This window comes from Mesoterricola sp. JemC181, from assembly GCF_055384585.1.
In genome coordinates this window covers 4,048,085-4,070,670 of sequence record NZ_AP045076.1, presented here as the reverse complement: position 1 = coordinate 4,070,670, position 22,586 = coordinate 4,048,085, and the positions used below count along the sequence as shown (strand labels likewise).

Here is a 22,586-nt window from a genome sequence, read left to right as displayed (position 1 = left end):
TCCCTCCTTGTATGGAGATTCGAGGCCTCGTAAACTGATGCATCTTCGGAGCCCGGCATGAACCGCAGCGCCCTTGGCATCGCCCTTACCCTAGCCGCCCTCACCGGCCTCCGCGCGGACGAGGGGATGTGGACCTTCGACAACCTGCCCCTGGCCCAGATGAAGGCGAAGTACGGTTTCACCCCGGACGCGGCCTGGCTCGACCACGTGCGCCTGGCCACGGTGCGCTTCCCCGGCGGCACCGGCAGCTTCATCAGCCGGGACGGCCTGGTGCTCACCAACCACCACGTGGGCCACGGCTGGATCGAGCGCGTCTCCGACGCCGCCCACGACTACGTCAAGAACGGCTTCGTGGCCGCGGACCGCAAGGACGAGATCAAGGTCCCCGGCCTGGAGCTGGCCACGCTCATGGCCATGGAGAACGTCTCCGCCGCCGTCGCCCAGGCCGCCGGAAGCCCCCGGGAGGCCCTGGCCCGCCTCGCGAAGGAGGCCGAGGCCCGCACCGGCCTGCGCTGCGAGCCCGTGTCCCTCTACCAGGGCGGCGAGTCCTGGATCTATTCCTACAAGGTGCACAAGGACGTGCGCCTGGTCATGGCCCCCGAGTACGGCATCGCCGCCTTCGGCATGGACTGGGACAACTTCTCCTTCCCCCGCCACGACCTGGACTTCAGCCTCTTCCGCGTCTACGAGGACGGAAAGCCCTACGTGCCGCCCCACCACCTGGCCTTCGCGGCTTCGGGACCGAAGTACGGCGACCTGACCCTGGTGGTGGGCCACCCCGGCCGCACCTCCCGCCTGGAGACCCTGGCCCAGATGGAGGCCTACCGGGACGCCCTGAACCCCGCCCGCATCCGCGCCCTGGACCGCACCCGCAAGGCGCTCCACGCCTTCGCGGCCAAGGGCCCCGAGAACGCGCGCATCGTCTCCGGCACCCTCATGGGCCTGGAGAACTCCTACAAGGTCTTCGTCAACGAGACCGTGGGCCTGAAGGACAAGGACGCCATGGCCGCCGTGGCCAGGGCCGAGAAGGAGCTTCGGGAGGCCGTGGCGAAGGATCCGGCCCTGCAGGCCTCCACGGGCCCGGCCTGGGACCTGGTGGCCCAGGCCATGGCCCGGCGCAGCGCCATGGCCCGGGAGGAGGTCGTGGCCGGCGGCAGGTTGCCGGGCTACGTCCACAGCCTGCTCCGCCTGGAGGAGGAGGCGGCCCTGCCCGCATCCCGGAGGGGCGCGGGGTACCGCACCGACAAGGAGCTCGCGGACCGCAGGGCCTCCCTGCGCAGGCACAGGATCGAGAACCCGGACCTGGAGCGGGAGTACTTCCTCGTGGGCGCCAAGGGCGCGCTGGAGGAGCTGGGTCCCGACCATCCCTTCGTGAAGGCGCTCCTGGACGGCCGCACTCCCGAGGCCGCGGCCCAGGCCCTTTCCGCCTCCGCCCTGCTGCGTGACCCCGCCGCCCGCGCCAAGGCCGCCGAGGCCGGCGTGAAGGACTCCACCGACCCCCTGGTGGTCCTGGGACGCCGGCTCCATCCCTTCCTCCAGTCCCTCCGCCAGATGCAGGAGGAGACGGGGGCCGTCATCGCCGAACAGGGCGCCCGGATCGCCCGGGCCCGCTTCCAGGTGCGCGGCCGGTCCGTCTATCCCGACGCCACCTTCACCCTGCGCCTCTCCTACGGCGCGGTGGAGACCTATCCCGCCAACGGCACCCTCGTTCAGCCCTTCACCACCTTCGGCGGCCTCTACGACCGCGCCGACGCCTGGGGTCCCGAGGCCGAGAACCATTCCTGGGAGCTGCCGGCGCGCTGGAAGGAGGCCCGGGGCCGGCTGGACATGTCCACCCACTTCGATTTCATCAGCACCAACGACATCATCGGCGGCAACTCCGGCTCTCCCGTGGTGGACCGCCTGGGCGAGGTGATCGGCCTGGCCTTCGACGGCAACATCGAATCCAACGCCGGCCGGTATTTCTTCGACCCGAAGGTGAACCGCTGCATCTCCGTGGATGCCTCGGCGATCCTCGCTGCCCTCGACAAGGTCTACGGCGCGCGCCATCTGGTCACCGAAATCAAGTCCAAGTAACCCTGGAGTCCCCATGAAGACGCGCTTCCTCCTTCTGCCCCTGGCGGCCATCCTGGCCTCCGCCCCCAGCCTCCGCGCCGACGAGGGGATGTGGACCTTCGACAACCTGCCGGTGCAGAAACTCAAGGCCGACTACAACTTCAGCCCCGACCAGGCCTGGCTGGACCACGTGCGCCTGTCCTCCCTGCGCTTCCCCGGCGGCAGCGGCTCCTTCATCAGCCCCGACGGCCTCGTCCTCACCAACCACCACGTGGGCCGCGGCTCCGTGCAGCAGCTCTCCAGCAAGGAGCACGACTACATCCGCGACGGCTTCATCGCCGCCACCCGCGGCGAGGAGCTGAAGGTCCCCGGCCTGGAGCTCTACACCCTCATGGCCATGGAGAACGTCACCGACCGCGTCAACAAGGCCGTGAAGCCCGGCACCGGCGACAAGGAGGCCCTCAAGGCCCGCAAGGACGAGCTCGGCAGGATCACCAAGGAGATCCAGGACCGCACCGGCCTCACCGCCGAGGCCGTGACCCTCTACGCCGGCGGCGAGTACTGGATGTACCAGTACAAGAAGCACACCGACATCCGCCTGGTGATGGCCCCCGAGCAGCAGATCGCCTTCTTCGGCGGCGACTCCGACAACTTCACCTACCCCCGCCACAACCTGGACTTCACCCTCTTCCGCGTCTACGAGGACGGCAAGCCCTACCACCCCGCCCACCACCTGAACTGGACGAAGACCGGCGTGAAGAACGGCGACCTCACCTTCGTCATCGGCCACCCCGGCAGCACCGAGCGCCTGGGCACCTCCGCCCAGATGGCCTTCGCCGGCGAGTTCTCCCTGCCCAACCGCATCAAGACCTACGAACGACAGCGCCAGGCCCTCCTGGACTACGCCAGGCTTTCCCCCGAGAACCGGCGCCAGGTGTCCTCCACCATCTTCGGCATCGAGAACGGCCTCAAGGCCATGACCGGCTACCTCTCCGGCCTGAAGAACCAGGAGGCCATGGCCCGCATCGCCAAGGCCGAGGAGGTCCTCAAGGCCAAGGTGGCCGCCGACCCCGCCTCCGACGCCGCCGGGAGCTGGGCCGCCATCGAGAAGGCCCTGCAGGTCCAGAAGGCCCTGTTCCAGGAGAGCCAGGCCCTCAATTCCCGCTCCGGCGCCGCCTACGAGAGCAGCCTCCTGGGCCACGCCCTCACCCTGGTGCGCCTGGCCGACGAGTCCGCCAAGCCTTCCGACCAGCGCCTCGAGGAATACCGCGACACCCGCCTGGAGGGCGTCAGGAAGCGCCTGCAGGTGAACCGCCCCTACTACCCCGCCCTCGAGACCGCCATGTTCACCTTCGGCCTCACGGAATCCGCCGGCACCCCGCTGGTGGCGTCCATCCTCGCCGGGCGCACCCCCGCCGAGTTCGCCAAGGCCGCCGTCGAAGGCTCGAAGCTGGGCGACCCCGCCGTGCGCAAGACCCTCATGGAAGGCGGGAAGAAGGCCATCGACGCCAGCCAGGACCCCATGATCGTCCTGGCCCGGAAGATCGACGGCCCCAACCGCGAGTTCCGCAAGAAGATGGAGGACCAGGTCACCTCCGTCCTGGCCGAGCACGGCGGCCGCATCGCCAAGGCCCGCTTCAAGGCCTACGGCAAGAGCGTCTACCCCGACGCCACGTTCACCCTGCGCATGACCTATGGCCCCGTGGCCTCCTACCCCGCCAACGGCACCCACATCCAGCCCTTCACCACCCTGGGCGGCCTCTACGACCGCGCCGCGGCCTGGGGCCCCGAAGCCGAGAACGGCGCCTGGTCCCTGCCCAGGCGCTGGATCGAGAACCGCTCCAAGGTGAATCCCGACACCCCCTTCGTCTTCTCCCACGCCGTGGACATCATCGGCGGCAACTCCGGCAGCCCCGTCATCGACCGCAAGGGCGACCTCATCGGCCTGATCTTCGACGGCAACATCGAGAGCCTCCCCGGCCACTTCTTCTACGACGGCAAGGTCAACCGCGGCATCGCCGTGGACGCCCGGGCCATCATCGAGGCCCTGGACAAGGTCTACGCCGACAAGCCCATCGTCAGCGAGATCCTCGGCAAGTAGCAGCCCGGCCCGGCGCGGGCCCCCGGAACAAGGTTCCCGGGGTCCTCGCCCCCGGGAACCATCCCTTGACCTTCCGCCGTTTCAAAGGCAAACTAGTCTTTCGCCGGCAGCGGCATGGGCCCATAGCTCAGCTGGTTAGAGCACCTCCCTTTTAAGGAGATTGTCGCCGGTTCGAGTCCGGCTGGGCTCACCACTCTCCTGGAAGTTCTTGAAAACCAGTAGATCCACAGCAAGTCCAACCCAGGGGGCCATCGTCTAGGGGTTAGGACGTCGCCCTTTCACGGCGATAACACGGGTTCGAATCCCGTTGGCCCTACCAGTAAACAAAGCACTTGAGCCCACTTCGGTGGGCTTTTTTGTGTTCACGGGAAAACTCCGGGAAATGGAGACCTTGGCCAGGGGAAGCTACGGGTGGACGAAGGATGCCCCAGGAGCCTCGCCTAGCTCCTTCGAATACTCACCGGATGTGTAACTTCCCCTTCATGGCGCGAACAAACTGGCGCCAAACAGATCCCCCACATAGTCAAGGATGAGGGGGTGTTCTTGTAATGAATTGAAAATATACAACTTGCCTATGCAGGCTCTCTAAATGTCTGAGAATCGAGCGTCACCGTATTGAATCCCGTACATCTGCATTCGAACCTTGCTACTGACCACCAGGAGGATACAGATGCCCAAGAAAATCAAGCAACCTATCAATTCCGATCCTGCCGCCGTGCGGTGGTGGAGCGTAGCCTCGTCCCTTTGATGCCTTGCTGGGAACCGGTGTTCAGCCCTCCATCCCGTTTCGCAAATGGATGGCTTCTACCATCACAGGGCATTACGACGAGGATCAAGTGTCGGCCAAGGAATACCACCGAAACCACTTGCGTGCCCGCTACCGGGGGGGCATGAACACGGAGAAGCTCGTACCGTTCACTGAGCCCGTGCGCTTGGACTTCGGCACATTCTCCTTCAATGCGCGTTTCCTGGCCCCAGGCAGTCGCATGAAACTGGCCTTCGGCTGCCTCGAAACTGTGTGATCAATGGCGACTCAGGAACGGGCGCCGGGGAATGGGCCTGCGAACGGCGTCAAGGAACCATGTGATGCACCTGGATAATTTCATTGCGGATCCGCCGTTCGGTTCCGAAGGCAGGGCGCGTTCAGTGATCTTCCCAGAGCATCCTGATGGGCACGGCGTACAGTCCCTCCCCGAAACCCACACAGGCCTCGCCATCATAGAGCACGACCCCTGCCTTGAAGCGTGAACCTGCGGTCTCCTTGAGTTTTCGCAAGCCTCTGAAATCGGAGGGGGTGACGGTCGCCGAAGCCTTGACTTCGATTCCCGCCAATTCCTGAGCGCCCCGTTCGATGACCACGTCCACTTCCACCCCGTCCCGATCCCTGAAGTGGAAGAACCGGCAGGGTGTTTCCGCCCAGTCAGCCTGGCGGCGCAGTTCCTGGAACACGAATGACTCGAGCAACTGCCCCAGGAGTGCCCGGTCTTTCCACAGGCCGGCCGCATCCACACCGAGCAGCGAACAGGCCAGGCCGGAATCGCCCAGGTGCAGTTTGGGCGTCTTGATGAGTCGGCTAAGCCGGTTGCTGTGCCAGGGCTGAAGTTCCTCCATAAGGAACACCCGCTCCAGCAGGGTCGTGTACTCCCGGATGGTCGCCCTCCCCATCTGGAAGGGCGATGCAAGATCACTGATATTTAGCAGACGGGCAGTTTGCCCTGCGGCAAGTTCCATGAGGCGAGGCAGGGAGTCCATGGATGCGATCCTGGCAAGGTCCCTGACGTCCCTCTGGATGATCGTATCCACGAAGTCGCGGTACCAGGCTGCGCGGCGGCCCGCGGTGGCCCTTGCCAAGGCTGCTGGGAACCCCCCAGAGGCGATCCTTTCAGCCAGTGCCGGGCCGAGTCTGGGCAGGGTACGGACGGTGAAGGCTGGCTGGAACAGCTTGTCCAGGAAGTGGCCATCCTTGCCGGCCAACTCGCACTGAGCCAAAGGGTGCAAGCGCAGGATGGCCATTCTCCCCGCCAGGGAATCCGCCAGTTTGGGGACCAGGAGGACATTGGCGGAACCCGTTAGCAGAAACCGGCCTGGGGTCCGGTTACGATCCACTGCCACTTTTATGGGCATGAATAGGGCCGGCACCCGCTGGACTTCATCCAGGATGGTCTTCTCTCCCAGATCGGCCACGAAGCCAGCAGGGTCCGAAGTCGCCGCCGCTAGGAGCGCGGTGTCATCAAAGGAGAGGTAGTCATAGCCGAGGGGTATGCCGACGGTGCGGGCCAGGGTGGTCTTGCCGCATTGCCTGGGGCCATGCACCAGGACCACGGGGGAGTCTTGCATGGCTTCAAGCAGGCGGGGAGCGGCGAATCGGGGGCGGAGGTGGGATGCGTTCATGTCGGCAGATTGTAATGCCATTGTTCGGCAGATTGTAACTAAACCGGTCGGCCAATCGATGATTTTGCCCTCGGCCAATTGTAAATTTGAACATAGAACCCCGCCTTCACCCACGCTTTCACGGCGATTACACAGGTTCGAATCCCGTTGGCCCTGCCAGTAAGCACCCTTGAGAAATCAAGGGTGTTCTTGCCTTTAAGCGGCGCTAATCGTTCTCTGGATGAGACTTGCTCCGCAAAATGCTCCAAAATGGGTAAGGCTTCGCTCCGACAGGATCTGGTGTGGGAGGAATATTGCGAGGCCCCATCGACTGATCTCGCTTTGAGCCGTCAGGCGCTCACTCCACCTCTACAGCAGGGTAGGCTTCGAGGTATTCCTCACCATTGCAGCCGTAGTAGGCGACCGTACGCGCTGCAAAGTCAACATCGTAGCGGACAACCCCAGCCCGCCAGGAGGCCTCCAGGAATTCGGGGAAGGTGCTCAGCCCCTCCTGATCGGTGCGCAACGCGGTGATGAGGGCCTCCTGGTCGAAGGGGAGGATGTCTGCGGGACCTTGCAGCAGGGGTGTTCCCTGAATCACCACCGGACCATCCTTGGTGAGGAAGGTGCTTTGGCAGGCGGGCAGAAACCACAGATTCCGGACAACGCCGGCCCGGCGAAGGGTCTCAGCCAAGTAGGGGAAGCCTCCGACCCTGGGCCTGCCGGCGGCCGCCCGCTGCATGGCCGCCTGCAGGTTTTCGATTGCCTTGCTCATGGCATTCCTCCGTTCAAAGGTCTTGTGGGGGCAGGGCGGTTGTTCCACGGGCACGTCGCGAAGCTGATGGAAATCCGTCAGCTTTTTCAGAAGGCTGCTTAGGGTGGCCCTTTCGTCCGGATCCAGACACCCTCTCAGTGTGATCCGATGCCGCGTGTGCGACGCGGTGCGGGGAAACTCCCTCCAGTTGTTTCCCAATCCCTATCGTCGGGATGAACCCCTGGCGATTTTTCCGGTCGATTTTCATTCCTGACCCAACCTTCTCAAAGGGGGGGTGGGTCCTTGAAGGCCGTTCAGAAATGATTCCAAGATGTTCATGATGGATTCATTCCGCTCCGTGGTAGGCATTCCCCCGCTCCCTTCAAGTAGCTGCGTTACGAGGTTTTCAGCCATGCCTTTGACCAAAATGGATGCAACTTCCTGGGCCATGACGGCTCCCACCGCCATTCTTGCTTCGGCACCCAGGACCTGCGCGGCCGCGAGTTGAAGGTCCCCGCCTTTGGCTTCCACAATCCCCAGGTGGTCGTCGTAAAGAACTTCCAGTCCGAAAATATCCTCAGCGCGGAGGAGCAGCTCAACCAAATCGAGCGCATCCCGGCCCCGGGTGGCCATTCCTCTGTCCTTCCAGGCCAAGGTCTTCATGACCGTCATGCACGCAGGGTTCGGCAGGAGAATTTCCAGGCCCGGTTTGATTTCAATCTGGATGCCATGGATGAGAGCCACTCCGAAGCCCCGCACGTCCATGACGAATTCTCCGTCAGGGGGCCAAGAGAGGGACCCCTTTGGGGCCTCGACGCCTCCGAATGGGACCAGGTCCACGGGCATCCGAATGCCCATTCGTTCGGCGACGGAGTAGATCCGGTGCGGGATTTTCAGGTCGGGCTGAAAATCATTCGCCGCAAACAAGGTTGTCTTCAGGGTTTCGAACGTCGCCCAGTTCGCCACCTGCATGCCGAAATCCACATCGCGAGTCGCCCGTCCCGGAGCGAGCCCATAGGCATGGACCAGGAGAATCTCCCGGGCCATGGCTCCTGTCAGGAGATAGGGAATTCCGACGATTCGGCATGCCTGATCCAAACCTTCCAGGATTCGGGTCAGGGGCTGGTCAAGAGCCCGTTCCTGGGGGATTGAGATATGTTTCATGGATCATCCTGGCAATGTCGAGGTTCCGCGGTTCTCCGCTGGCAATGAGATCGGTATAGACCAGCAGTGGAGGGGCCACCCCTGGCGGGATAGCTTTGGGATTCGGGAAATCCCAGAAGCGTTCCAGGAGTTCGATCGTTCCCCTTGGGTCCGGGCGCAGGCGAAGGGCAGCGGCGATCTTTCCGAACGGTTGCCGGGTGTAGATCCGGGCTCCCATCGGCTGGAGATTGGCGGTCAGAAGATCCCCTCCCGCTTCACCGCTCACGAAAGCGTCGATGCTTGCGAAGTCCACCGATCTCCAATCCTGGGGGATGGCCATCCGGAATTTCATGGGCCCAAGGCGAGGCCGGAGTTTCTGGGGATAATTCGCCACCCAGGCCTCCAGCAAGCGCTGGAAGTGGATGATCACCCTCCCCCCTGGCAAATCGGCCAGCAATCCGGCTTCCAGCAGATCATTCAGGACCATGCCGACCGTGCCCCGGGCCACACCCGACGCTTTGGCCAGATCCCGGTAAGTCGCGTTGGTCAACGCGGGGGCACTCAGCAAGGTGAACAGCACCTGGAGGCCTTTGCTGTTGTAGGGCCGGAAGGAACGCGGAACGCATGCCGTCAGAAGGTCCGGTTTCGGGTGCTCGCCGACCTGCAGGATGCGCAGCCCAGGCGCGGTCAGGTATGCATTCCCAGCTCCATCCAGGAATGGGATGCCCAGTTCAACGCATTTCCTCGCAAGGTTCTCGGTAAGGTAGGGCGTGAGCAGGAGGAAGTCTTCGGCGGGGGGGCGGCTGGCTTTGATCCGCCCTAAATCCTCCGCACGATGAATGCGCCGGACCACCAGTTGGTAGATTTTTTCGCGATCCTCCCACCTGATGGCCAACCGATCCCCGGATTCGCCAAGACCGACCGTTCCGGGGACGACCTCCCAGCCCAGCCCCAGCCCTTTGGGGAGCGCTGATTCGGCTGCCTGGAGGAGCGGTTCAGGAGGAATCGATATGAGATTGGGCATGGGAGGCCTGCAAGGGTGACGGGTTTGTCCATGATTCATGGACACGATTGATTTTTGGACAAGCCCGGTTCGCGAAACAGGATATGTCCAAAAATTTGGTTTGTCCATGATTCATGGACAAGCCTTGGGAAGATACAGTCTCGAATTGAACATGCAATTACTAAATGTCATTATCATTTAACTTGTGCGATGCCGTTGGTAGACAAGCCCTTTCACGGCGATAACACGGGTTCGAATCCCGTTGGCCATGCCCGTAAATACCCTTGAGAAGTCAAGTATACTCTTGTATATAAACGTCGTGGCATATAGCCGGCAGGACCTGTTCCGGCATAGATCCGGCATGGTTCTGGACCCGCAACCCGTTCTAAAGCCCCTCGAGGATTCTCGGGCCGAAGAACCTTGGCGATGTGGATGGGTGCTTGTGGAACTCACTCAAGGAAGAGGAGCTCCAGTTCAAGGCGATCGAGCGACCTCGAAACCTCACACCCCTGCCAGGTTGTCAACCCAAGCGGTCCTGCCCGCTTGCCGGAAAGACACTCTTCAACAAGGCTCTTTCTAAAATGACCCCGGAGCCTATTTGATGACGGCCCCCGCCTCCCGCCAGCCTCGGGCAAGCGCCTCCATGGGAACTCGGCCATGGATTGCAATACCCCCGGTGAACATTGTCACGGCATAGCCCCGCCCCAAGGCCCCTCTGGCCGTGGCGTCCACGCACATCGCGCCGTCCAGGCCGGTGATGAGGACCTGATTCACCTGGTTGGCCCGGAGGAAGGCGTCGAATTCAGGATTGGAAAATGCATCCGAATTCCGTTTCGTGAAGGTTTTGGCTCCCGGGACTTGGAGGAGGCGCCGGTCCATCTCCGTTCCCGGCGCGCCAGGCGCATTGATGCCCCCCACGAGGAGCTTGAGAATGGGATTGGCGATTTCATTTTTGATGTGGACGACCAGGATCCCCTTGGCTTGGGCCGATGCCAGGAGCCCATTGGCGAAGGATACGATCCTGTCCGCGTCACGGTAGGGTTGCTTGGCCTGGGGTCCGGTGTAGTCCTCCTGAAGGTCCACCACCAACAAGGCGGTCCGCGGGGTTGCGTATTCAGGGATTTTCGGACCTTTGGAAGGACCGGTCGCCGGGGCCACACTCAAGATGAGAGCCACCCCTGCGGCAAGGGCTCCGAAGATGCTGCCGGTGGTCCATAAGACAGCCTTTTTCCCGCGTTGCATTGGGTGCTCCTTGTGGGGACAGGGCATGGCATTGGTTCGTATGCTTGAGCCAGAAATGGGTTGGGATAACTGCAAGGTGTGCCGGCCCGTAGGGTTGGTTTCATCCTTCTGCTTTCCATCCCCAAAATCTCCCCCATTGCTGATGCTGAACCGGGGGGGCACACCCGTGCGGGGGCGCCCTATTCGTTGCTGCCAAGGGCCGGAGGACAGGCCTCCTATCCTTAATTCATACTTGAAAAGTCGACATTGAAAAATATGCAGGGAAGCCTATCCTGTGTAGGTTGGGACTGTGAAACCGCCCATTGCCTATCACCCTCTCGATAAGGGGGGGGGCTATGGATAATTACCCGACGTCTGCCAATTTCCAAGGCCGTAAGGTCCTCGTCCTGGTCGTCGATGATGAGGAAATGATGCGGAGAATGGCGCTGATGGCCCTTACAGCCGTTGGGTTCGAGGTTGTGTTGGCGGAAGACGGCATTGATGCTTTGGAGGCGTTTTCTGCCCGCCATGCCGATATTGCCGTGGTGCTGATGGACGTCACCATGCCTCGCCTGGGTGGCATAGAAGCCGCAGAGAAAATGCGCGAGGTTGATCCTTCGGTCAAGATCATCCTTAGCAGCGGGTACACGGACAAGTGCCCGGAGGCCGCAAAACCCAATGCCTTTCTGCCAAAGCCCTACACGGTCGATTCGCTTTTTGAAACGATCCGGAATGTGATCGGGAGTGGGTCCGAAATGGTTACCCCTTAGGGGCGGTGGGTGGCAGGCGGACGAACCAAACCGGGCCTCCGGGGATGGGGGCTTTGCCTCGATCTTCTGCCTGCTGGAGGCGCTCAGCATCCTGGGGGCTCCCCTTGACCCTGTCTTGATCGGCAGGTGCGCGGAACCGCGTCGGGCGATTGACCTGGAGCAGGGCCCTTGGACCCTCCGGCCCTCGGCCTTTGCCGACGGAGGTGTTGACAGGGCGGAATGGAAGCATAAACTAAGACATGTGAAGTAGCAGTTAATGAATTTCTCTGGAGTCAGCATGCATCAGCGTTTCGATATCACCCAGGCCGCCCCGGCGGGGTATGCCGCCATGCTCGGCGTGCACAGCTACGTGCAGAAGAGCGGCCTGGACCTGGGCCTCCTGGAACTGGTCAAGGTCCGGGCTTCCCAGATCAACGGCTGCGCGTTCTGCCTGGGAATGCACGTTCCCCTGGCCCGCAAGCACGGCGTCAGCGACGACCAGTTGAACCTGCTGGTGGCCTGGCGCGAAGCCCCGGTCTTCAGTGCCCGGGAACGGGCCGCCCTGGCCTGGACTGAAAGCCTCACGCTCCTGACGGGCGGCGACGTGCCCGACGCGGTCTACGCGGAGGCCTGCGCCCATTTCTCGACCCGGGAGATCGCGGACCTCGCGTTCGCCGTTGCCGAGATCAACGCCTGGAACCGGCTGATGATCTGTTCCCGGACGCCGCCCCAACTGGGCGCCTGAGGTCCCGGCAATTCGCGGCGCCTTCGGCGGTCCGCCGGAGCGGGCTCAGAGCGCCGATTCGATCAGCGCCCTGATCTGGGCCGCGGACTGGGATCCGCGCTGGTCGATGCGCTTGCCGTCCTTGAAGAGCACCAGCGCCGGGATGCTCATGATGCCCAGGGAGGCGGCGGTATCGGGGTTGGCGTCGATGTCCATCTTCACGATCCTCGCCCGGCCTTCCAGGTCGGCGGCGACCTTCTCCAGCACGGGGGAGAGGGCCTTGCAGGGGCCGCACCAGGGGGCCCAGAAGTCCACCAGGGTGACGCCCTGGGCGATGGCGGCCTGGAAGCCGGCGTCCGTGAGGGAGGCGAGGTCAGACATGGGTGGTCTCCTTGGGGATTGAGGTGGAGGTCTCCGCGAGCCAGCGCTCCGCGTCGATGGCCGCCATGCAGCCCGAGCCCGCGGCGGTGATCGCCTGCCGGTAGACGCTGTCCTGCACGTCCCCGCAGGCGAACACGCCCGGAATGACGGTGCGGCTCGAGCCCTTCTCCACCAGGAGGTAGCCGTTGGCGTCCACGGGGAGCTGGCCCTGGAGGAAGGCGGTGTTGGGGCGGTGGCCGATGGCCACGAAAAGGCCGTCCACGGCCAGGGAGGACTCGCGCCCGTCGCGGATGTCACGGAGCAGGAGGCTCCCGAGCTTCTCCACCTCGTTGCCGGGGGAGGCTTCAAACCGGCGCGTGCGCAGGTCGGCGACCACCTGGTTCCAGTGGACGGTGATCTTCGGGTGGGCCAGGGCGCGGTCCTGCATGGCCTTGGAGGCCCTGAAGCTCTCCCGGCGGTGGACCAGGTGCACACGGCTGGCGAAGTTGGTGAGGTAGAGCGCCTCCTCCAGGGCGGTGTCGCCCCCGCCCACCACGGCCACGTCCTTGCCGCGGTAGAAGAAGCCGTCGCAGGTGGCGCAGGCGGAAACCCCTCCACCCTTGCGGCCCAGGTCCTCGTCCTTGCCGATGCCCAGCCACTTGGCGGAGGCGCCCGTGGCGATGACCAGGGCGTCGCAGGTGTAGGCGCCGGATTCCGTCACCAGCCTGAAAGGGCGCTGGCCGAGCTCGACGGACAGGACGGTCTCCGAGGCGATCTCGGTGCCCAGGCGCTGGGCCTGGGCCCGCAGCTCCTCCATGAGCTCGGGGCCCTGGATGCCGTTACGGAAGCCGGGGAAGTTCTCCACTTCGGTGGTGATGGTGAGCTGGCCTCCGGGCTGGACGCCCTCCAGCACCAGGGGCTGCAGGTTGGCGCGGGAGGCGTAGATGGCAGCGGTGTAGCCCGCGGGCCCGGTGCCGATGATGATGATCCTGCGGTGGGTCATGGGAATCCCTCTACTGTTTGAGCCAGGCGAGCATTTCGGCGGGTTTCTGGAAGCCCAGGCTGCGGCGGACTTCGCGGCCTTCGCCGTTCAGCAGGACGACGGTGGGGAAGCTCCGGATCTGGAGGGTCCTGGCCAGGTCGGGGCGGTCCCTGTCGGCGTCGATCTTCACGGGCACGGCATGGTCCCTGATCCAGGCGGCGATCTGCGGATCGGGCCAGGTCTTCTCGTCCAGTTCCTTGCACTGGGCGCACCACACGGCGTAGGTGTCCAGGAGCACCAGCTTCTTTTCGGCCTTGGCCCGGGCCACGGCCTTCTCATAGTCGGAGCCCCACGGGTCCGGGGCCTTCTCCGTGGAAATCGCGCCGCCGGCGGGCAGAAGCTTGACCTCCAGGCCCGTCTCCACGGCGCGCAGCCCGAGGAGGACGGCCAGCGCCACCATCGCCACGGCGAAGCCCTTGCGAAGCTGGCCCGTGAGGCCCTCGGCGGCCTCGAAGGCGCCGAAGACGGCCGCGCCGGCCAGGGCGGTGACGAACCACATGCCGTAGTTGGCCCACTCGGGCACCACCAGCCTCACGTTCCAGGCCGCGAAGCCCAGCACCACGAGGCCCATGACGTACTTGAAGCGCGTGAGCCAGTCGCCGCTGCGGGGCAGCCCGGCCGAGAACGTGCCCACCACCAGGAACAGCACGCCCATGCCCAGGGCGAAGGTGAACAGCTGGATGCCGCCGCGCACGGCGTCGCCCTGCTGGGCGATGCCCACCAGCACGGTGCCGATGATGGGCCCCACGCACGGGGCCGCCAGGGGTCCCAGCACCAGGCCCATGAGGAAGGCGCCCAGGTAGCCCTTGCGGGGCCCGTTGCCCTGGAGCCGGCTCTGCAGGCCCTGGGGCAGCGCGATCTCGAAGGCCCCGAAAAGGGACAGGGAGAAGACGGCGAAGAGCACCGACACGGGGATCAGGAAGGCCGGCTTCTGGGCGAAGGCCCCGAAGGTGGCGCCGCTGCGGGCGGCCACGACGCCCAGCACCGTGTAGGTCACGGCCATGCCCAGCACGAGGACCAGGGAGAGGGAGAACCCCTTGAGCTTGCCGCCGCCCTTGGCGCCGATGATGGCCATGGTGATGGGGATCATGGGGTAGACGCAGGGGGTGAGGCTGGCGCCCATGCCCGCCAGGAAGACCACCACCAGGGCCAGCAGGAAGCCCCGCCGGGGGGCGGGTGCCTGGGGCGCCGGCGCGGCCTCGGGAAGAGGAGCCGCGGCGGCGGCGGGCGGATCCTGGGGAGCCGCGGGGGCCGTGGCGGTGGCCGCGGCCTTCTCGGGGCCGGCGGTCTTGGCGGGCTCCGCCGCCTTTCCCGCCGGGATCTCCGAGGCCTGGACCTTGATCGTCCGGGTCGTGGGCGGGAAGCAGTTGCCGCCCGCGCCTTCCGTGCAGGCCTGGTACTGCACGTCCAGGGCCACCTCGCCCTTGAGGCCGTTGCCGGTGACGGGGATGAGGATGGTGCCGTGGTAGACGTCCTCGTTGAGTTCGTCCCGGGCGTCGGCCTTGGGCAGGGGGCTCGCCTTGATGGCGCCGGGCTTCGAGGCCAGCATGACCTCGGTGAAGGATTTCTTGATGTGGGCGCCCTTGGGGGTGGTGATGACCACCGCTCCCTTCTGGAAGGACACCTGGACTTCCGGGTCGCTGTCAAAAGCGGATGCCGAAAGGGCCAGTGCCGCGGCCAGGGCAAGGAACTTCAGGATGCGGGGAAAGGGCATGGGGGCCTCTGAGTCAGGAAAGGGGCTTGAGCGTGAGGGGGTCGCGCAGGGGCAGGCGCGTCAGGGGCAGGGGCGCGACGTCCTTCAGGGCGCCGGGGTGGTCCTTCCCGTCGCCGGCTTCGGCCTCGCCGGCCTTGCCCACCACGAGGATCACCAGCTGGGCGGGGTCCAGGTACTTCCTCGCGGCGCGCAGCACGTCCTCGGCGGTGACGGCCTGGATCTTCTCCCGGTAGCCGGCCCACCCGTTTTCGGGCCAGCCCGTGAGCTGCTCCTGCGCGAACAGGTTCACGACGTTGGCCTTCTTGCCCCACTGGGAGGGGAAGGCCTGCACGATGCTGTCCTTGATGACGGCCAGTTCCTCGGGCGGGACGGGCTGGGCCTTGATCCGCTCCAGCTCCGCCAGGGCCAGGCGCAGGACGTAGGCCACCGACCGGTTCTTGGTCTGCACCGAGCCGGACCAGTTCCCCTTCCAGTGGGCGCCGTCGCTGAAGCCCGTGCCGATGCCGTAGGTGAGGCCCTCGTCGCTGCGGATCTTCTTCATGAGCCGGGAGGTGAAGCCGCTTCCGCCCAGGATCTGGTTCATCACCTGGGCCGCGTGCCAGTCGGGATCCGTGCGGCGGAGCCCCGGCAGGGCGAAGCGCACCAGGCTCTGGGGCACGTCCTTGTCCACCACGTAGATGCCCGGCCTTCGCCGGAAGGACGGGGCGGGAACCCTTGGGCTGACCTGTGCGGCGGCGCCGGGCTTCAGGGCGCCCAGGGTGCGGTTCAGGAGGTCCAGCATGGCCTCCTTCTTGAACCTGCCCGACACCGAGACCACCAGGTTCTCCGGGTGCAGGAGCCGGGCGTGGAAGGCCGCCAGGTCCTCGCGGGTGATCGCCTTGAGGCTGGCCCCGGTCATCTGGGCGGAACTGAAGTGGTCCTCGCCGTTGAGCAGGCGCGGCAGTTCGACCTTGGCGATCCCGTCGGTCTTGTCGTTGCGGGCCTGGAGGCCCTGCAGGAGGTTCTCCTTGGCCTGGTCCAGGCGGTCCTGGGCGAAGGCGGGGCGGGTCAGCACCTGCATGAACAGGTCCAGGCCCTCCTTCAGGTCCTTCTCCATGAACTCCATGGCCACGGCGCCGGAGGTATCCCCGATGTTGGAATCGATGTCCCCGGCCAGGAACTCCAGCCGCTCGTCCAGGGCCGCCGCGGGGGTCATCGCGGTGCCGCCGGCGCGCATCTGCATGCCGGTGAGGGAGGCGAGGCCCTCCTTGCCCCTGGGTTCCAGGAAGGAGCCGCCCCGGATGAACACCCGAAGCCGCACGAAGGGCACGCCGGCGGGGTCCGCGGCCACATAGACGGGGATCCCGTTCTTGAGCTTCGCCTTGAAATCCGCCGCGCGGGGGACCTCGAAGGCCAGGGGCTTGAACGTGAGCTGCTCCGGCCTCGGGGGCGGGGCCTGGGCCAGAAGGGCCCCTGTCACCAGCAGGGCCAGGATCGTTGCGCGGGCCATCACTTTGCCTCCTTGCGGCGGATCACCATCGTGTTGCGGGACTCGGGGCCGAAGTAGGCCTTGGCCACGCGCTGGACGTCCTCGCGGGTCACCGCGTTCAGGCGCGCGGGCTCTTCCAGGAAGTCCCTGTAGCTGCCGGCCCCTTCGGCCTCGGCCAGCTGGTCCCGGAGGTCCCCGTTGTTCTCCATGCGGGCGTAGGTGGAAGCCTGCACCTGGTTCTTCACCTTCTGCAGCTCCTGGCCGGTGACGCCCTCCTTCTGGATGCGCTCCACCTCCTGCAGGAGGAGGCCTTCCACCTCCTCGGGCGTGTGCCCGGGGGCGGGAACGCCCCCGAGATAGAAGATGCCGCCGAACTTCATGCCGCGGTTGCCGGCGCCGGCGTTGACGGCCACCCGCTTGCGGACCACGAGCTCCAGGTTGAGGCGCCCCGACTGGCCGTTGAGGATGGAGCTGAGCACGTCCAGGGCCGCCGCGTCCTTGTGGACGGAAGGGACGGTCTTGTGGGTGACCTGGACCATGGGCATGGCGTTGGCCGTGGCCACCAGGCGCTGCTCGGCGCCCTGGGGCGGCTCGAGGGTCGTGACCCTGGGGGCCAGGGTGGTCCGGGAGGGGATGCCGCCGAAGTACGTCTGGAGGGTGGCGAAGGCCTCCTCGGTCTTGAAGTCGCCCACGATGATCGCGGTGATGTTGTTGGGAGCGTAGTAGGTGGAGAAGAAGTTGTCCGCCTGGTCCCGGGTGACGGTGGTGATGTCGCTGGGCCAGCCGATGACGGGCCAGCTGTAGGGGTGGGCCTGCCAGATCAGGGCGTTGAAGGTCTCCTGCACCTTCCCCGTGGGCGTGGCCTCCACCCGGAGGCGCCGCTCCTCGAGCACCACGTCGCGCTCGCTGTAGAACTCCCGGAAGACCGCGTTCTTCAGGCGGTCCGCCTCCAGCCAGGCCCAGAGCTCCAGCTTGTTGGCGGGCACGTCGATGTGGTAGAAGGTGCGGTCCGAGGTCGTGTTGGCGTTGAGCCCGGTGGCCCCGGCCTGCTTGTAGACCTTGTCCAGCTCGTCCTTGACGATGAGGCCGCGCTGCTCCTGCACCAGCTTGTCAAGCTCGGCCAGGAGCTGCTGATGGCGGGGGCTGCGCGCCCCGGGATCGTTGATGTCGGCGATCTCCCCACGTCGCGCCTTCTCCCGGAGGGTGTCGAGCTCCTTGCGGATCTCGCCCACGGTCCGGTCCTGCAGGGCGTTCAGCTCGGCGTCGCGCTTCGCGTCCCGGGTGCCGATGACCTTGGTTCCCTTGAACATCATGTGCTCGAAAAGGTGCGCGATGCCCGTGATGCCGGGGCGCTCGTCGGCGCTGCCCACCCGGGCCACCCAGCCGCAGGAGATGGTGGGCTCGTCGTGGCGCTCGACCATGAGGACCCGCATTCCGTTGGGGAGGGTGCGCTCGGTTACGGGGATGTCCTGGGCCGAAAGGGGCGCCAGGGTGCATAAAGCGGCCGCGGCAACCCGGCCTGGGGTGCGGAACATGAATCCTCCTGGGAATGGCTACGGGAGCGGTGACGTGGTGGGAGACCTCAGCGGATCGAGGAAAGGAGGGAGCGTCATTTTGGGGATTTCCCCATGCTTCATCTTTTTCGGTGCCTCGCAAGATGACAATGTATCGTTCAGTGAAAAATTCGACACGATTTAAGACTGGAGGCAAGGAGCCATTAGTTCCTTTAGCTAGAGACTTTGCGCGACGCTTCGCATCAGGTTCCTGACAGGGAAGCGGTACCGGTTTTCCAGTATCGGGGATCAGCCCGGCCTGGTGACGGTCCAGTTTCGAAATTTGCAGGTAGTCCGGACGGTCCTGCGGGGAATTTCGGTCCTTGACATCGCGCGGGGCCAATCTTGTGGTTGAATCGGTTCCATGCGCCCCAATCCCCAGCGACCGCGCCGCGTCCTCGTCATCGAGGACGAGGAGGCCCTTGGGACGCTGCTGAAGACCAACCTGGAGTCCGAGGGCTTCAATACGGCGCTGGAGGCCGACGGCGAGGGCGGTCTCGCCGCCCACATCCGGGAGGCGGCGGACCTCATCGTCCTGGACCTGTCCCTGCCGGGCATGGACGGCTTCGAGGTGCTGCGCACCCTGCGCCGGCGCCAGGACAAGGTGCCCGTGCTCATCCTCACCGCCCGCTCCGGAAGCGAGGACCGGATCCAGGGGCTTTCCTACGGCGCCGACGACTACCTGGCCAAGCCCTTCGCCATGCTGGAACTCACGGCCCGCATCCGGGCCATCCTGCGCCGGGCCGCGCCGGAGGACGAGGGGCGGCGCATCGCCCGCAGCGGGCCCTACAAGATCGACTACCTGCACCTGTGCGTGCACCGGGGCCGCACGGACACGCTGCTGAGCCTGCGGGAATTCCGGCTGCTGGAGGTGCTGCTGGCCCACCCCGGGCGGGTCCACGGGCGCCAGGACCTGGTGAACCTGGCCTGGGAGGCCGACGCCCATCCCACGTTGCGCACGGTGGACAAGCACATCAACGCCCTGCGGAAGAAGCTGGGGGACTCGGACGAGAACCCGGCGATCCAGACCCTGGAGCGGGAGGGCTACCGCTGGACCCTGCCGGTGAAATGGTGAAGTCCGTTCGTCACGCGGAAACGACTTCTTTGTGACGAGAGGCCTGGTTTAATAGCGCAAGGCTAATAATTAGATATCTTAGCGCGCATTTGGATAACCTTGTTATGGAGCATTCTTTTCTCTTGATTTCTTCTTGCTGGAGGTATATCGAGCCCTGACCATGGTAACCAACCAAGGGAAAACCAACCCAACTCGATCCCCAGGAGGAATCCCATGATCAGACCCGGACATTCGTCGGGGCCAGGAAGGCTCTGCGCCCTCATCGTCGCCTCGTCCACCCTGCTGTTCAGCCAGAGCGCCGCCGTGGGCAACCTCACGGGCCAGGTCACCGGTCCGGGCGGAAAACCCATGGCGGGCGCCCTGGTGCAGGTGGACACCGGGCGCGGCGTGCGGGAGTTCCGCACCGCCGCCGACGGCCGCTTCATGGCGCCCCAGCTGATGCCCGGAACGGTGAAGATCCATGTCACCGCCAAGGGCATGACCTCTTTCCGCACCCAGGTCAACATCGTCTCCAACCAGAACGTGACCGTCAACGTGCCCCTGGCGCTGGTGGCGGAGGCCTTCGTGGAGGTGGTCGCCATCCAGGCGCCGGAGGTCGGGGTGGACCCCAACGTGGCCGTGACCGGCCGGAACTTCGATTCGGCAGCCATCGCCAACCTGCCCAACATCGGCTCCAACCCATACAACGCTGCACTCAAGACCCTCCCCGGAACGCCATCCGGGGGATACAATTTCCACGGAGCCGAGGACGGCGGCAACAACTACACCATCAACGGCGTCGAGTCGCGGTCCGCCAGCGGCGGCATCCAGCTGCTTCCCCTGAACCCCGATCTCATCGAGCAGTTCAACGTCCTCTCCGCAGGCGTATCCGCGAAGTACGGCCGCTTCGTGGGCGGGGTGGTGAATACCGTCACCAAGAGTGGCAGCAACACCTTTGAAGGGTCCGTGCGCCACGATTTCACGAGCGATTCCTGGAATGCGCTGCCACGCCAGTCGGCCTACACCACCAGCAAGAGAGTGCCCAGGCATGTCACGGATGTGCAGTCCTACACCTTCCTGGGTCCCATCATCAAGGACACCCTGTTCTTCGCGGTGGGCTACAAGACCACCACGCCGAGCGTCACCACCGTGCAGACCGGTTCCGTGGGCAGCGGCCTGTTCGCGCCCTACACCTTCACCACCACCAGTGGCGACGAACTCAAGGACATCCGCCTGGACTGGCAGGTGAACGCCGATAACCGGGTGTCGGGATCCTGGAGCCGCTACCTCTCCACCCGTTCAGGCTCCTCCAGCGGCCGGGGCATCTCCACCATTGCGGCCGGCAACGGCCCCCTGCGCTCGGAGAAATCCTACAAATCGCTGAGCTGGACCAGCACCCTGGCCAGCAACCTCCTGCTGGACGTCATCGTCAGCGAGACGCTCAAGAAGGACGGTGGCCCCGGAACCGGCTCCCAGGGCGGCGCCGGCGTCGTGACCTGGATGGACACCAAGGGCGCGGGCAACAACGACCTCTACGACAACGGCGTCAACGCCGGAAACCTGAACCAGGAGAAGATCCGCACCCTGGGCGTCAACCTTGCCTGGAGCAATGCCGGCCACTCCGTGGAAGGCGGCCTGCAGTACTACCACAGCCGCATCGATTCCATGGGGAGCTATGCCGGCTCCGATGGTGGCTACGCCGCCATGTCCCCTTCCCACGCCATCATCCGGTTCTACGGCTGGGAGGTGGCCGCGCCGCCCTCCATGGACCGGGTCTACCGCAACCTCGAGGTCAACGACTCCAACCGAACCAAACTGGTGATGTTCGATCCCCTCCAGGGTGGGGCCGACACGCGGATCATCGGCCTGTTCGCCAACGACGTGTGGACCCTGGACAACCACTGGACCATCAATGTAGGTGTGCGCTACGACCGGAACCAGGTTGACCTCGATCCCGAAGGGGACCGTTTCACCGCCACGTCCGTGACGCCCCGGCTTTCGGCCTCCTATGACCTCCAGGGCAATACGCGCCACGTCTTCACCCTGAGCCTGGCGGAATACGCGGGCCAGTACAACGTCAGCACCTTCTCGGCCACCAGCGTCTCCAATACGGTCCCCGTCCGCCAGTACAAGTACTACGGCGCCGGCAACGGCGGCGACGCCCTGAACGCCAACGGCTCCGTGAACTGGTCCGTATGGGGCAAGTCCGCCACGGAGCTCGGGGAAGGCAACCCCTACCAGGCCACCGCCAACCCCCTCGCCAGCCGCAAGGTGACAGCCGACCCCAACATCAAGCCGCCCCGGTCCCGGGAGGCGACCCTGTCCTACCGCTACACCGATCCCCGCCAGTCCCTGTCGGCCACCTTCATCCATAAGATCCAGGACAACTACGTGGGCCTGAAGTACCTGGGCGCACCCGGCACCGCCGCCGCCGCGGCTCCGCAACAGTACTTCACGGACTCGGGCATGGAAGCCCGCTACGAGGGCCTGGAAGTCCAGTACAAGCGCCAGATCACGCCTGAGTTCAATGTCGGCGGCAACTTCAGCTGGTCCTACACCCGGGCCAACGCGGGCCAGGGTGTGGGGAACAGTTCCCGCAACCAGTTCGGCAACTTCATCCCCAACGATCTGGTGGACCCCTTCGGTCCCCAGCCCGGCCAGTGGTCCTCCTCCTCCACCCCGCTCACGATGCACCTGGACGCCACCTACACCCACTCCTTCGGCAAGGCCGGCAAGCTGGAAGTGTCCATGCTGGGCAACTACTGGGGAAGGAGTTTCCGGGGCTACCGGACCTTTAACGGCCCCACCTCCGCCGCCGTACAGAGCTACGGATACCCCTCCAGCGTCACCCGGTACTACGCGGACTCCCCCACCTGGTGGCCGGAACAGTTCGGGTTTGACCTGCACGTGGGCTACGAAATCGAGCTCTACAAGAAGATCACCTTCTTCACCGCCCTGGACGTGCTGAACGTCTTCAACCACATGCAGCCCATGTTCGTGAACTACAGCACGGCGCTCACGGACGGCACCCAGGTCTTCAAGCCCTACGATCCGACCATTGCCACCGTCTACCCGGATTGGTACACCAATCCGAACCTCAGACCCGTGCCCTACAACGCGCCGAACCCCACCAACAACCCCTCCATTCTTGCGGATGGCCAAACCGGCGACTACACCGCCCCCCGCAAGATCCAGGTGCGCGTCGGGTTCCGCTTCTAGCCATCCATTCGTCCCACGGCCTGCCCGGAAATCCCGGGCGGGCCAACCTGAAAGTG

At 65.0% G+C, this 22,586-nt stretch carries 16 protein-coding genes and 2 tRNA genes; 8 read left to right on the top strand and 10 right to left on the bottom strand.

From position 1 onward, the window contains the following. Positions 1 to 57: 57 nt before the first annotated feature. The 4 genes from ACZ5MC_RS17910 to ACZ5MC_RS17895 all read left to right on the top strand — a co-directional run bounded on the left by ACZ5MC_RS17910 (position 58) and on the right by ACZ5MC_RS17895 (position 4,475). Complete coding sequence (locus ACZ5MC_RS17910) at positions 58 to 2,076, top strand: S46 family peptidase (RefSeq protein WP_306601844.1); 2,019 nt, start codon at positions 58 to 60, stop codon at positions 2,074 to 2,076. 13 nt (positions 2,077 to 2,089) lie between these two features. Next, positions 2,090 to 4,156: a S46 family peptidase gene (locus ACZ5MC_RS17905; protein ID WP_464516422.1), complete on the top strand. Its 2,067-nt coding sequence runs from the start codon at positions 2,090 to 2,092 to the stop codon at positions 4,154 to 4,156. Positions 4,157 to 4,272: 116 nt separating this feature from the next. Further along, positions 4,273 to 4,349, top strand: a tRNA-Lys gene (locus ACZ5MC_RS17900). Positions 4,350 to 4,400: 51 nt separating this feature from the next. Beyond that, positions 4,401 to 4,475: transfer RNA gene (locus ACZ5MC_RS17895), tRNA-Glu, on the top strand. A gap of 824 nt (positions 4,476 to 5,299) precedes the next feature. On the opposite strand, the gene ACZ5MC_RS17890 is transcribed toward ACZ5MC_RS17895, so the two are convergent. The 5 genes from ACZ5MC_RS17890 to ACZ5MC_RS17870 all read right to left on the bottom strand — a co-directional run bounded on the left by ACZ5MC_RS17890 (position 5,300) and on the right by ACZ5MC_RS17870 (position 10,668). Further along, entirely contained in the window at positions 5,300 to 6,547 is a 1,248-nt protein-coding gene (locus ACZ5MC_RS17890; protein WP_464516421.1) for an ATP-binding protein, read from the bottom strand. A gap of 337 nt (positions 6,548 to 6,884) precedes the next feature. Continuing rightward, a complete protein-coding gene (locus ACZ5MC_RS17885) occupies positions 6,885 to 7,301 on the bottom strand; it encodes a DUF1398 domain-containing protein (RefSeq protein WP_464516420.1) in 417 nt (138 codons plus the stop codon). Between the two features lie 243 nt (positions 7,302 to 7,544). Then, positions 7,545 to 8,444 carry a hypothetical protein gene (locus ACZ5MC_RS17880; protein WP_464516419.1) on the bottom strand — a complete coding sequence of 300 codons (900 nt, stop codon included), beginning with the start codon at positions 8,442 to 8,444 and terminating at the stop codon, positions 7,545 to 7,547. Further along, positions 8,407 to 9,447 carry a type IV toxin-antitoxin system AbiEi family antitoxin gene (locus ACZ5MC_RS17875; protein ID WP_464516418.1) on the bottom strand — a complete coding sequence of 347 codons (1,041 nt, stop codon included), beginning with the start codon at positions 9,445 to 9,447 and terminating at the stop codon, positions 8,407 to 8,409. The genes ACZ5MC_RS17880 and ACZ5MC_RS17875 overlap by 38 nt, the downstream gene beginning before the upstream one ends. Positions 9,448 to 10,020: 573 nt before the next feature. After that, complete coding sequence (locus tag ACZ5MC_RS17870) at positions 10,021 to 10,668, bottom strand: cysteine hydrolase family protein (protein WP_464516417.1); 648 nt, start codon at positions 10,666 to 10,668, stop codon at positions 10,021 to 10,023. A 335-nt stretch (positions 10,669 to 11,003) separates the two neighbouring features. Here ACZ5MC_RS17870 and ACZ5MC_RS17865 point away from each other — a divergent pair, with 335 nt between their 5' ends. Both ACZ5MC_RS17865 and ACZ5MC_RS17860 read left to right on the top strand, forming a co-directional pair. Continuing rightward, on the top strand, positions 11,004 to 11,417 hold the full coding sequence (locus ACZ5MC_RS17865) for a response regulator (protein WP_464516416.1): 414 nt from the start codon (positions 11,004 to 11,006) through the stop codon (positions 11,415 to 11,417). A gap of 277 nt (positions 11,418 to 11,694) precedes the next feature. Further along, a complete protein-coding gene (locus ACZ5MC_RS17860) occupies positions 11,695 to 12,141 on the top strand; it encodes a carboxymuconolactone decarboxylase family protein (protein ID WP_306601835.1) in 447 nt (148 codons plus the stop codon). Positions 12,142 to 12,186: 45 nt separating this feature from the next. Here the strand turns inward: ACZ5MC_RS17860 and trxA are convergent, their stop codons facing one another. The 5 genes from trxA to ACZ5MC_RS17835 are packed head-to-tail and all read right to left on the bottom strand — an operon-like array spanning position 12,187 to position 18,239. Then, positions 12,187 to 12,501, bottom strand: coding sequence for a thioredoxin (gene trxA / locus ACZ5MC_RS17855; RefSeq protein WP_306601834.1), 315 nt, complete (start codon positions 12,499 to 12,501; stop codon positions 12,187 to 12,189). Continuing rightward, positions 12,494 to 13,489: a thioredoxin-disulfide reductase gene (gene trxB / locus ACZ5MC_RS17850; RefSeq protein WP_464517793.1), complete on the bottom strand. Its 996-nt coding sequence runs from the start codon at positions 13,487 to 13,489 to the stop codon at positions 12,494 to 12,496. The genes trxA and trxB overlap by 8 nt, the downstream gene beginning before the upstream one ends. 4 nt (positions 13,490 to 13,493) lie before the next feature. Further along, positions 13,494 to 15,236, bottom strand: a complete 1,743-nt coding sequence (locus tag ACZ5MC_RS17845) for a protein-disulfide reductase DsbD family protein (RefSeq protein ID WP_464516415.1) — start codon at positions 15,234 to 15,236, stop codon at positions 13,494 to 13,496. Positions 15,237 to 15,249: 13 nt separating this feature from the next. Beyond that, a complete protein-coding gene (locus tag ACZ5MC_RS17840) occupies positions 15,250 to 16,725 on the bottom strand; it encodes a M16 family metallopeptidase (protein WP_464516414.1) in 1,476 nt (491 codons plus the stop codon). Then, positions 16,725 to 18,239, bottom strand: coding sequence for a M16 family metallopeptidase (locus ACZ5MC_RS17835; RefSeq protein WP_464516413.1), 1,515 nt, complete (start codon positions 18,237 to 18,239; stop codon positions 16,725 to 16,727). The genes ACZ5MC_RS17840 and ACZ5MC_RS17835 overlap by 1 nt, the downstream gene beginning before the upstream one ends. Before the next feature lie 382 nt (positions 18,240 to 18,621). On the opposite strand from ACZ5MC_RS17835, the gene ACZ5MC_RS17830 reads away from it, so the two are divergent. Continuing rightward, positions 18,622 to 19,332 carry a response regulator transcription factor gene (locus tag ACZ5MC_RS17830; RefSeq protein WP_464516412.1) on the top strand — a complete coding sequence of 237 codons (711 nt, stop codon included), beginning with the start codon at positions 18,622 to 18,624 and terminating at the stop codon, positions 19,330 to 19,332. A 213-nt stretch (positions 19,333 to 19,545) separates the two neighbouring features. Then, positions 19,546 to 22,530 (top strand): TonB-dependent receptor, encoded by a 2,985-nt coding sequence (locus ACZ5MC_RS17825; protein ID WP_306601828.1) that lies wholly within the window; start codon positions 19,546 to 19,548, stop codon positions 22,528 to 22,530. Positions 22,531 to 22,586 lie beyond the last annotated feature (56 nt).